General features: G+C 68.5%; 10 protein-coding genes. 1 reads left to right on the top strand and 9 read right to left on the bottom strand.

Translation table 11 applies throughout. The features are described 5' to 3' along the window. Window positions 1-28: 28 nt before the first annotated feature. Complete coding sequence (locus tag EV650_RS01950; RefSeq protein ID WP_134114711.1) at window positions 29-229, bottom strand: hypothetical protein; 201 nt, start codon at window positions 227-229, stop codon at window positions 29-31. Window positions 230-353: 124 nt separating this feature from the next. Here EV650_RS01950 and EV650_RS01945 point away from each other — a divergent pair, with 124 nt between their 5' ends. Continuing rightward, entirely contained in the window at window positions 354-1,469 is a 1,116-nt protein-coding gene (locus EV650_RS01945; protein WP_134114710.1) for an ADP-ribosylglycohydrolase family protein, read from the top strand. Here EV650_RS01945 and EV650_RS01940 read toward each other — a convergent pair whose 3' ends face one another. The 8 genes from EV650_RS01940 to alaS all read right to left on the bottom strand — a co-directional run bounded on the left by EV650_RS01940 (window position 1,470) and on the right by alaS (window position 11,658). Further along, a complete protein-coding gene (locus EV650_RS01940; protein ID WP_134114708.1) occupies window positions 1,470-3,044 on the bottom strand; it encodes an FAD-binding oxidoreductase in 1,575 nt (524 codons plus the stop codon). A gap of 89 nt (window positions 3,045-3,133) precedes the next feature. Beyond that, window positions 3,134-3,841 carry a prepilin peptidase gene (locus EV650_RS01935; protein ID WP_238173970.1) on the bottom strand — a complete coding sequence of 236 codons (708 nt, stop codon included), beginning with the start codon at window positions 3,839-3,841 and terminating at the stop codon, window positions 3,134-3,136. 21 nt (window positions 3,842-3,862) lie between these two features. Then, window positions 3,863-4,906: a DUF2330 domain-containing protein gene (locus EV650_RS01930; RefSeq protein ID WP_134114704.1), complete on the bottom strand. Its 1,044-nt coding sequence runs from the start codon at window positions 4,904-4,906 to the stop codon at window positions 3,863-3,865. 14 nt (window positions 4,907-4,920) lie between these two features. Then, window positions 4,921-6,489, bottom strand: a complete 1,569-nt coding sequence (locus tag EV650_RS01925; RefSeq protein ID WP_134114702.1) for an FAD-binding oxidoreductase — start codon at window positions 6,487-6,489, stop codon at window positions 4,921-4,923. Further along, window positions 6,476-7,297, bottom strand: coding sequence for a shikimate dehydrogenase (locus EV650_RS01920; protein ID WP_134114700.1), 822 nt, complete (start codon window positions 7,295-7,297; stop codon window positions 6,476-6,478). Before EV650_RS01920 ends, EV650_RS01925 begins: the two co-directional genes overlap by 14 nt. 3 nt (window positions 7,298-7,300) lie before the next feature. After that, complete coding sequence (mltG, locus tag EV650_RS01915; protein ID WP_238173969.1) at window positions 7,301-8,488, bottom strand: endolytic transglycosylase MltG; 1,188 nt, start codon at window positions 8,486-8,488, stop codon at window positions 7,301-7,303. An 11-nt stretch (window positions 8,489-8,499) separates the two neighbouring features. Beyond that, the gene (ruvX, locus tag EV650_RS01910; RefSeq protein WP_134114698.1) at window positions 8,500-8,958 is read right to left on the bottom strand and encodes a Holliday junction resolvase RuvX; all 459 of its coding nucleotides are present in this window, start codon (window positions 8,956-8,958) and stop codon (window positions 8,500-8,502) included. A 30-nt stretch (window positions 8,959-8,988) separates the two neighbouring features. After that, window positions 8,989-11,658 carry an alanine--tRNA ligase gene (gene alaS / locus EV650_RS01905; protein WP_134114696.1) on the bottom strand — a complete coding sequence of 890 codons (2,670 nt, stop codon included), beginning with the start codon at window positions 11,656-11,658 and terminating at the stop codon, window positions 8,989-8,991. Between the last annotated feature and the right edge of the window lie 5 nt (window positions 11,659-11,663).

Raw genomic sequence — 11,663 nt, 5'->3', positions numbered from 1 at the left:
TGCTCCCGGTCCCCGGACGGCGGTCTCATCAGCGGCAGGTCTGGGAGTCCTGGGTCAGGCCGTCGCGGACGGACAGGACGACGTCGAAGGTCTTGATGATCGCGGACTGGTCGCAGCTGGTGCTGGCGCTCGCTGCCTGACCGCCGGCGATCGCGGCACCGGTGAGGGCCGTGGTGGCGAGCGCCGCCACTGCCAAGCGCCCGGCGGTACGACGGAATGCGGGGGTCATCATGCGCTCCTTCTTCGAAGGCTTGTCTTATACCAACGACCGTAGAAGGCGGAAGAGCTGGACGAACTGGCCTTGGAACCCGTGTTGGGGGTAGCGCTGGCACCACCCCGGATAGGGTCCTGGCATGAGTGGGCAGGCTGAGGAGAGGTGGCGGGCGCGAGTACGCGGCTGCCTGTTGGGCGGGGCGGTCGGGGACGCGCTGGGCGGACCGGTGGAGTTCGAGAGCGGTACGTCGATCATCGCGAAGTACCCGGAGCTGGTGCGGACCTTCGTCCCGGGCGGCGACGGCTGGCCGGCGGGGACGATCACCGACGACACCCAGATGACCCTGTTCACGGTCGAGGGACTGATCCGGGCGAACGTGCGGACCGACCGCGGGCTCGGTTTCACGGTGGCCGTCGTACAGCATGGGTATGACCGCTGGCTGGACACGCAGACGCTGCCTGGACCGAGCGGCGAGCGGGACGGTTGGCTGCAAGGCGAGCAGTGGTTGTACGTACGCCGCGCGCCGGGCAACACCTGTCTGTCCGCGCTGACCGAGGCTCGTAAGGGCGAGGCGAAGATCCCGCAGTTCGGCGCGCAGGCGGTGAACGACTCGAAGGGTTGCGGCGGCGTGATGCGGGTCGCGCCGTTCGGGTTGCTACCGGAGTACTTCCCGACCGAGTGGATCTTCGACTCGGCCGCGACCGCAGCCGGCTACACGCACGGCCATCCGACCGGCAAGCTCGCCTCCGGTGCTCTGGCCGCCATCATCCACGAGCTGTGCAAGGGCGCCGACCTCGACGACGCGATCTCCCGAGCGACCGATCTCCTCACCCAACACGAGGGCCACGAGGAGACCAGTACGGCGCTCTCGTTCGCACGGCACCTGGCTGCGACAGCGCCCGCCAACCCGGTCACGGTCGAGCGTCTCGGCGGCGGCTGGGTGGCCGAAGAGGCGCTCGCGATCGCGGTCTTCGCGGCCCTTGCGTACCCGAAGCCCGACCAGGTCCTCGACGCGCTCGCGCTGGCCGTCACGCACTCCGGCGACAGCGACTCCACCGGCGCGATCTGCGGGAACATCCTCGGCGCCCTCCACGGTGAGACGGCTCTGCCCGCGGAGCTCGTCTTTACCGTCGAGGGTCGTCCCGTCATCCTTCAGCTCGCCGACGACTTCGCGCTGGAGTTCACCCAGAGCAATCGGCTGCACGGCGACTACGGTCCACACACATCCTGGACCGCCCGCTACCCCGGCTGGTGACTACTCGATCGACAACTTGTGGCGGAACACGTTGCACGGGTCCCACTTGGACTTGACCTGCTGTAGCCGCGGGTAGTTGCCCAGGTAGTACAGGTCGTGCCACGGCACGCCCGACTTGTTGTACGCCGGATCCGCCAGATCCGTGTCCGGGTAGTTGATGTACGACCCGGCGTTGGTTGCGTTCGGCACCGGCGCGCCGCCTGTGTCCTGGTAGATCTCGCCGTACACCTTCCGCAGCCAGGCCAGGTGCATGGCGTCGTCGCTCGCGTCGTCCCACTCGGCTGCGAGCACGATCTTGCCGATGACGTCGCGCTGCGCGGAGGCGGTGGCGTTCGACGGCACGGTGTTCACCTTGCCGCCGTACGGCACGAGCAGCAGCGACGACTGCGGACCCTTGTACGTCGTGTCCGTCAGCCCGCGGTAGCAGGTCAGGATCTGCTCGTCGCTGTAGCCCTTCTTCAGGTACGCCGCCTTGTACTTCCCGCGCCCCGCCGCCGGATCGTCTGCGATCGACCGCTGCATCGTCAGGTGCAGGAACGGTCCCACGCCCAGGTCGATCACCTGCGGCTTCACCGCCACGCCGGCGACCATGGCAGCGTTGAAAGCGTTCATCAGCTCGGCCGAGTTCGGCACGGCCGCGTCGATCTGGGTCGAGAGCAGGAATTGCCCCGCCGACTGGTGCGACAGGATGAACGGCGCGTAGAGCGTCGCGTACGGCGAGTCCGCGGTGTTGTGCTGTTCGAAGAAGTCGAACCAGTTCCGCATCGTCCGCGTAAAGTCGGCCTGCGTGGTCTTGGACCAGTCGTACAGCAGGATGGTCGACCGCAACGCGGCCGGTGCCTTGGGCAACGACTCGCCCGGCGACCGGCCGGCGCCGGCGGACCGCATCAGGTACCGCGTGACCACACCGAAGTTCCCGCCGCCGCCACCCGTGTGCGCCCACCACAGGTCGCTGTGCGCGTTGTCGCGGGTCGCCACCACCGATCGCGCTCGCCCACGGGCGTCGACGACCACGATCTCCACGCCGTACAGGTGATCGACGACCGACCCGTACTTGCGGGACAGCGGCCCGTACCCACCACCGCTGAAGTGACCGCCCACCCCGACCCCGAGACAGCCGCCAGCAGGGACGGTCAGACCCCAGCCGTAGAACAGCTCCTTGTAGACGGTCTCGAGGGTCGCACCCGCGCCGATCGAGAACGCCTTGTACTGCGGGTCCCACGTCACCGCGTCGTACGTCGACATGTCGAGCAGGACCTGGATGTCGCTGCTGTCCACGAAGTCCTCGAAGCAGTGCCCGCCGCCGCGGACCGCGATCCGCTTACCGCTACGGACGGCCTCCTGCACGGCCGCGACGGCGTCCTCGGTCGACCGGATCACTCGCGCGTACTCCGGCTTGCCGACGAAGCGCCGGTTCTGTCCACGCTGGACCAGGTCCTGGTACCGCGCGTCGTTTGGTCCGATCTTGTCGCTAAGGGCGGTGGTGGCGGCGGCTGCACTCGCCGTACCTGGTACTGCGAGTGCAGCACCGGCGACGGCGGTCCCGGCCAGAAGACCACGACGACTGACTGGCATTGACTTCCCTCCCGAGAGTTCGACTACTTCGACCCTAGGAAGGCAGTCGATGCGTGCACATCAACCATTTGGTGGAGTGGGTGGCTCCCCTATCCGGCGTACAACCGCTCCAGCGGGGCGCCGAGCAGGACACCGGCCAGCGCACCGATCAGCATGAATGGCCCGAACGGGACCATCTGCTTGCGCGTCATCACCCGGGTCGCGATCAGTACGATCCCGACGACCGCGCCGAGGAAGAACCCGCCGTACAAACCGGAGGCGAACTGCCCCCAGCCGAGCCAGCCGAGCGCGAGCCCGAGCAGCCCCGACAGCCGCACGTCACCGAACCCGACGCCGCGCGGGAACGCGAACCACAGCACGTAGAACACCGCGAACCCGATCGCCCCGGCGATCGCTGCCCGCCGCAACGATCCCCACTCCCCCGTCGCCACCGCCGCGGCCAGCAGCCCGATGCCGACCAGGCCGTACGTCGGCCAGATGATCACCGACGGCAGGAACCGCGTCCGCGCGTCGATGTACCCGAGCACCGCCCCGGCCACCGCCAGCACCAACCATGTAGGCAGGACTGCGTCCAGTCCGAGCATCCAGCCCAGCAGTCCCCCGGCCACCGCCGCGAGCCCGCCACACCAGTACGCCGCCCGCCGACCAGCAAGCGTCGCGTAGACGACCTTGGTCTCGCCGTCCTCCAACACTGGCTCGGGGATGCGGCGCATCAGCCAGGGGCCGACAACGGACGCAGCGGAGCCGCAGAGGACTACCCCGATCCCCGCAGCGAGCAACGCATTGTCAGCCGGCACGATCCAGGAGCCTAGACGATTTCAAGCTGCCGTTCCGCGCGACCTGTGGACAACTATCCGGGCGATCAGCGCGGCGCCGGCGCCGATCAGGAGTAGGCCGGCGAAGATCACGGCGATTGTGCTCCAGACGCCGTCGTTTTCGGTGACGTATTTGACCCGCTGGTAGCCGTCGTCGTTCGCGGCTGGGGCGAAGGTGAAGTCGTCGGTGATCCGGCCCGGTTCGCTGTACGTCGCCGTGTAGGCGGTCAGGTAGTCGGTCGGCTTGGCCAGCGCGGTGTCCTCGACGCGGCCGGCGAACAGCAGCTCAGGTTTCACAGCGGCGTCCGGCAGCTTGGTGGCGTCGACCCGGTGCTCGGCAGCGACGTACACCGTCACTGTCTGGGAGGTGGTCGCGCCCTTGCTCAGCCGCATCGGGTACACGATCCGCTCGGAGGCGAAGGTCAGTCGCAGCGGCGGTGTTGCCCCGGTCAGGCTCTCGCCGTCGCGCTTCGGCGCGAGCTTCACCGCGACGATCTCCCACTTCTCGGTCAGGTACGGCGTGAGGTTCGCGGCCAGCGTCGCCGGTACGACGTACCCGTTCGTCCGCAGCCAGTCCGTCACCGCGGTCCCGCTGGACCCGGTCAGCCGGGTGACCGCGAACGGCCCGAGCACCATCTGCTGGCGGACGTTCACCGCGGATCCCGGTGCCGGCGCCCCGGCCGAGTCGCCGGAGTTGCGCCTGAGGCCCAGGCCGCGGAACGGCCAGTAGGTCTTCCGGTACACGGTCTTCGGTCGTGTCAGCTGATCGAGTCGGTAGAACAACTCGTCGTCGCTGAGCTCGACCTTGGCCGCGGACGGGACCGGCATGATCCAGGCCGCCTTCTTCGACGTGCCGTTGATCGCCATCGAGAGCGTGATCTTCTCGGTGCCACCGGCGTACTGGACCAGCGCGTTCTCGCCGTACGCACGGGCTCGCGACTGCGCGTCCGGCAGGTAGCCGCCGCACGCGCACGCCCAAGCAGGCGTCACCCCGGCCGCAATGAACCCAACCGCCAGGACACCTGCGACTACCCGCCAAAGCTTCACTGGCGGAACACTAGCTACGCAAGGGTGTACGGCGCGTGGAAGAAGTTGGTCGGGTCGTACTTCTTCTTCGCGGCCTGCAGTTTGGCCGAGCTGCCGCCGTAGTACGAACTGGTTACCCGGCCGGCCTCGAGGTAGTTGACGTAGGCACCGGCTGAGGCCGCCCGGACGGCGCGGTGACCGTTCGCGATGAAGGTCTTCGCGTTCGTGCCCTGCGCGGACGAGTACCACTGGACCACGCCGAGCGCGCTGCGCCACGGCCACGATGCCCCACCGGCCGGCTGCTTCGCGGCCTGTCCGCCGAGCGGGTCGAGGATCGCCGACGCCGGCGTCTTCGCCCGCGCGGCCGCCTTCACCGCACCGATCAGCGCCGTGATCGTCGCCGCGTCCATCGCACCCTTGAGTACGTCGGAACCGGCGAGGAAGCCCTGCCGCGGACTCGTCGTACCGCCGCCGAGGTATTTGACCGCTTCCATGTGCGACTTGACCGTGATCGACCGCGCCGAAGCCTTCGCGCCGACGAAGGACTCCAGTTGGGCGGCCGCTGCATTCGCGTTGCCGGTGGTGGACACGCCGAGAACGTGGATCGACAACGTTCCGTTGCTGTTGGCATCGATGTGCAGGTTGCCCCAGGACGTGGTCGGCGCGGTCTGGGCGAACTTCTGCCAACCACGGACCACAGCCGCCGCCTGCGACTCCGGCCAGGTGAGCCGGAAGAAGCCGAGCTTCGTCGCCGGGATGGTGGCGAACCGGAAGGACGTGACCACGCCGAGGTTGCCGCCGCCGCTCCCGCGCAACGCCGCGAACAGGTCCGGTTCGACGGTCGCGCTGACGTTGTGCGACTTCCCGTCCGCGGTGATCACGCCCATCGACACGACGCGGTCACACGTCAGCCCGTACGTCCGCGTGTGGATCCCCATCCCGCCGCCGAGGGTGAGACCGGCAACACCGACGGTCGGGCAGGTCCCGGTCGGCAGTGAGCGACCATACCGGTCGAGGAACGCGTGTACGTCGTACAAGCGAGCGCCGGCGCCGACGGTCAGGACGCCGTTCGAGTAGCTCATGCCGCGGATCGCGCCGACGTCGACCTGCATGCCGTTGCTGATCGTGGACGCGCCGACGTACGAGTGGCCACCGCTCTTCGGGACCAGCACCAGCTTGTTGGTACGGGCGAAGTTGATCGCCTTCTGTACGTCGGCCGGGTTCGCGGCCTTGACCACGGCGGTCGGGCGGACGCTGTCCCAGCGCGGGTTGAAGAGCTGGTGCGCGGCGGCGTACCCGGAGGTCGACGGCATGTAGAGCTTGCCCGTCAGCGAACGGGAGAAGGAGTTCCAGTTCGGCGGAGTCGAGGTGAGCGTCGGCGCCGAGGTGTTCGGGGTGCTGGGAGCCGTCGAGCTCGGGACGGCAGTGCTGCTCGGCGCCGCGGTGGTGCTGGGAGCAGTGGTCGTCGGGGCGGACGTGGTCGGCGTCTGGGACGGGCTGGTGGTCCCGCCGGCGTTGTCCTTCGAGTCCCCACACCCGGTCAGCGCGGCCGCGGCCGCAGCGCCTCCGGCGATTAGTACCGCACGACGATCAAGCAGGCTCACGATCTCCCAACTCCTCACGGGCGGCCGTCCTCATGGCCGCCAGAGGAGCCGGCGACCTACCCGTCATCATCTCCACCTGGAGGGTCGCCTGATGCACGAGCAGGTCAAGTCCGTTCAACAGCTCTGTACCGATCCGGTGCGCCGCGATCGCGAGCCGGGTCGGCCATGGGTGGTACGCGACGTCGAACACCACCGGCGCCACAGCGGCGAAATGCTCGGCCCACGGATCGACCGCACCACCGGGCAGCGTCGACACACACAGGTCGAAACCGCCGATCTGCTCGACCTGCGAGAAGTCCGCGACCGACGTCCGGAGTCCCAGCTCCGCAGCCAAATCAAGCAACCGCTCGGCCTTCGAGAGATCCCGCACGACGACAGTCACCTCAGTGACTTTCAGTCCGCGCAACGCCGCCAATGTCGACGCCGCAGTCGCGCCCCCGCCAAGTACGACGGCCGTATCAGCCGCAGTGATCCCATGCTCGGCGAACGCGTTCACCAGCCCAGGTACGTCGGTGTTGTGCGCGGACCGCGATCCGTCCGGCTCGAACAGCATCGTGTTCGCGGCACCGATCAGCTGAGCGACCGGATCGACGGTGTCGACCAGGTCGAGCGCGACCCGCTTCAGCGGCATCGTCAGCGACAGCCCGCGGACATCGTCACCGAGCGAGGAGACGAACCCGCGGAGTTCGTTCTCCTCGACCTCGTACGCGTCGTACCCCCAGTCCAGCCCGAGCGCGGCGTAGGCGGCCCGGTGCATGGCGGGCGACAACGAATGCGCAATCGGCGAACCGAGGACCGCACAACGCATCGATCAGCACCGGTTCTTGTGGGCCTGGCACCAGGCCTGGAGCTTGTTGACGTTCGCCTGGTGCTCGTCGGGCGTGCTGGCGAACGCGGTCTCACCGGTGTCCAGGTTGACCAGCGTGAAGTACAGCCAGGGTCCCGCTGCCGGGTTGATCGCCGCCCGCAACGTGTCGACGTTCGGCGAGTTGATCGGCGTCGGCGGCAGGCCCTTGTTCTTGTACGTGTTGTACGGCGAGACCATCTGCCGCTGCTCGGGCGTGGTGAACACCCCGCCGTCCTTGCCGACCACGTAGTGGATGGTCGAGTCCATCTGCAGCCGCATCCCGCGCTCGAGCCGGTTGTAGATCACCCGCGCGACCTTCGCGTAGTCCTGCTTGCGGTTCGTCTCACCGGCGATGATGCTGGCCACGATCACCGCCTGGTACGGGTCCAGCTTCTTGTTCTGCGCGGTCTTCACCAGGTTGAGCTGTGCCGCGATGCTCGCGTACTTCGCGGTCATCAGCTTGAGCATCGTGGTCGCGTTCGCGTTCTTCGGCACGTCGTAGGTCGCCGGGTACAGGAAGCCCTCGGGGTTGCCGTTGGCGTAGGCCGGCAGCCCCAGCGTCGCCGGGTGCGCGATCGCGTTCGCGGCCTGGCCGGACGGCAGCTTGAGCTTCGTCTGCAGGATCACCGAGACCTCGGCCTTGGTCTTCCCGGACGGGACGCTGACCCGCATCACCTTGACCGACTCGTTCGTGTTCAGCATCAGCGCCAGCGCGGCCTTGGCGGACATGTGCTTGCGCAGCGTGTACGTCGCGGCCTGGATCTGCAGTGACCGCGGGTCGTCGCGGGCCACCCGCTCGAACGCGCGGGCGCTCTTCACGACTTCCTTCTTCTCCAGGGTGTCCGCGATCGACGCGGTGGCCTGGCCCTTGGTGATCTCCACCTGCACGACGCCGGTGCCCTCACCGGTGTAGTCGGGGGCGGAGAAGACGCCCTCGATCGCGTCCTTGGCCTTGCCGAAGCCGAGCGCCGCACCGGCGACCAGTGCACCGACGACGACCAGCGAGATCAGGCCGGCGAAGCAGCCGAAGGCGCGGCGACCGCGGGCCCGGCGCCGGTTGGCGCGGCGCTCCACGCGGGTCTCGGGGCGCAGTCCGAGGCCGCTGCCCAGATCGTCGCTCTGGCCCTCACCCTCGTTCACTTCTTCTTCCACCGATGGTCCGTTCACAGGGGCCTCCCGGGCGGGTTGCCGGTCTCGCGCTCGAAGTCGAGCGCGTGTTGCAGAATCACGACCGCCGCTGCCTGGTCGACCACGGCCCGTCGCTTGGAGCCCTTCTTTCCCCGTTCCCGCAGCATCCGCTCGGCGGTGACCGTGGTGAACCGCTCGTCCACCAGCCGCAGCGTCGTCTCCGAGTTGCCCTCGCGCACCTTGTCCAGCACCTGCCCTGCCGTCTCCCGGATCTTCACCGCGGCCGGTCCCTCGCCCCCGGACAGGGAACGCGGTAGCCCGACCACGAGCTCGAACGCCTCCAGTTCGGCGGCGAGTGCGGCGATCTTGTCGAGATCACCACGACCTCGGGGGATCGTACACACAGGGGTGGCCAGGATGCCGTGCGGATCGCTGCTGGCGACGCCGATCCGGGCGTCACCGATGTCCAGCGCGATCCGCACGCCCTGTCTCATCTACCCGGTCTCATCTGTGGTGCTCCCGGGTCAGCCCGTGACGAGGTGGCCGACGGTGTGCTCGATCGCCGCCAGCGCCTCGTCGGCACCGGCCGGGTCCGTTCCGCCGCCCTGCGCGACGTCGTCCTTGCCACCGCCCCGGCCACCGAGCTTCTCGGCCGCGACCCGGACCAGGTCACCGGCCTTCAGCCGCCATTCGCGGGCGGTGTCGTTGAGCGCGATCACCAGGCCGGGCTTGCCGTCGTTCACGCTCAGCATGGCGACCACGGCCGGCTTGTCGTTCGACATCCGGCCACGGACGTCCAGGGCCAGCTTCCGCAGGTCCCCGCCGTTCACGCCGTCGGGTGCGCGGTGGCCGACGTACTGGACGCCGAAGACGTCCTTCGGGCTCTTCGCCAGCTCGGCCGCGGCCTCCAGCACCTGGGCGGCGCGCATCCGCTCGAGCTCCTTCTCGGCCACCCGCAGCCGCTCGGACAGGTCCGCGACCTTCGCCGGCAGCTCCTCCGGGCGGGTCTTCAGGTTCTCGCTGAGCAGCCGGACCAGCGCTCGCTCGCGGCCGAGGTAGTGCAGTGCCTCCATGCCGACGAACGCCTCGATCCGCCGTACGCCGGCGCCGACCGACGACTCACCGGTGACGGTGAGCGCGCCGACCTGCGACGAGTGCTTCACGTGCGTGCCACCGCAGAGTTCGCGGGACCAGGGGCCGCCGATCTCGACCACGCGGACCTGCTCGTCGTACGTCTCACCGAACAGGGCCAGCGCGCCCCACTCGCGGGCCTCCGGCAGCGTCATGTACTGCGCCGACACCGGGAGGTCCTTCCGTACGGCGAGGTTCGCGACCTCCTCGATCTCCGAACGGGTCGCCGGGTCCAGCGCCGACGACCAGGCGAAGTCGAGCCGCAGGTAGCCGGGTTTGTTGTACGAACCGCTCTGCAACGCGTTCGGGCCGAGCACCTGACGCAATGCAGCGTGGACCACGTGCGTACCGGAGTGCGCCTGGCAGGCCGAGACCCGCCACTCGCGGTCGACGGCGGCGTGTACGTCGAGGCCCGGACGCAGTACGCCCTCGAGGATGTCGACCTTGTGCACGATCAGGCCCTTGACCGGCCGCTGGACGTCGAGCACCTTCAGCTTCACGCCGTCGGCGACGATCACGCCCTCGTCGGCGATCTGACCGCCGGACTCGGCGTAGAACGGGGTCTTCTCCAGCACGACCTCGACCGTCTCGCCCTGCTCGGCGAACGACGCGACCGCGCCCTCACGGAGCAATCCGCGGACCTGCGAGTCGGTGTCGAGCTCGGAGTACCCGGTGAACTCGGTGACGCCCTTCTCGCGCAGCTCCCGGTACCCCGAGGTGTCCGCGTGACCGGCCTTCTTCGCCCGCGCGTCCGCCTTGGCCCGCTCGCGTTGCTCCTTCATCAGCGAGCGGAAGCCCTCGGTGTCCACGTTGAGGCCCTGCTCGGCCGCCATCTCGATGGTCAGGTCGATCGGGAAGCCGTAGGTGTCGTGCAGCTGGAACGCCTTCGCGCCCTCGAGCTGGTGCGCACCGCCGGCCTTGGTCTCCTTGACCGCGACGTCGAAGATGCTGGTCCCGGCCGTGAGAGTACGGCGGAACGCCTCCTCCTCGGCGTACGCGACCTGGCTGATCCGGCCGAAGTCGGCTTCCAGCTCGGGGTAGGACTTCTTCATCTGCTCGAGGCTCGTCGGCAGCAGCTCGACCAGGCTCGGGTCCTCGTAACCGAGCAGCCGCATCGAGCGGATCGCGCGGCGGAGCAGGCGACGCAGTACATAACCGCCCTGCTCGTTGCCCGGGGTGACCCCGTCACCGATCAGCATCAGCGCACTGCGGACGTGGTCCGCGACGACGCGGAACCGGACGTCGTCGACGTGCTCGACGCCGTACTTGCGACCGCTCAGCTCGGACGCCTTCTCGATCACCGGGAAGATCTCGTCGATCTCGTACATGTTGTCGACGCCCTGCAGCAGGTACGCGACCCGCTCGAGGCCGAGGCCGGTGTCGATGTTCTTCTTCGGCAGCTCGCCGAGGATCGGGTAGCCCTCCTTGCCGCCACCCTCACCGCGGATGTTCTGCATGAAGACCAGATTCCAGAACTCCAGGTAGCGGTCGCCCGCCTCCCAGTCCCGGTCCGCGCCGAACTCCGGACCGCGGTCGATCAGGATCTCCGAACACGGGCCGCACGGACCCGGGATGCCCATCGACCAGAAGTTGTCCTTCATGCCGAGGCGGACGATCCGGTCGTCCGGCAGGCCGGCGATCCGCTTCCACAGCTCGATCGCCTCGTCGTCGTCGTAGTACACCGACGCGTAGAGGACGGACTCGTCGAAGCCGTAGCCGCCTTCGTTCTGGGGTTTGGTGACCAGCTCCCAGGCGTACTCGATGGCCTTCTCCTTGAAGTAGTCGCCGAAGGAGAAGTTGCCGTTCATCTGGAAGAACGTGCCGTGCCGGGTGGTCTTGCCGACCTCTTCGATGTCGAGCGTCCGCACGCACTTCTGCACGCTGGTCGCCCGGGCGTACGGCGGCGTTTGCTGGCCGACGAAGTACGGCACGAACTGGGCCATGCCGGCGACGTTGAAGAGCAGGTTCGGGTCCGGCGACGGCAGCGGCGCGCTCGGCACCACGGTGTGGCCCCGGTCCTCGAAGTACTGCAGGAACCGCCGCCTGATCTCACTGGTTTCCATGGGTG

Source organism: Kribbella kalugense (genome assembly GCF_004365875.1).
GTDB lineage: Bacteria > Actinomycetota > Actinomycetes > Propionibacteriales > Kribbellaceae > Kribbella > Kribbella kalugense.
Note: the sequence above shows the minus strand (reverse complement) of the source record. Positions and strands in the feature narration are given on the sequence as shown.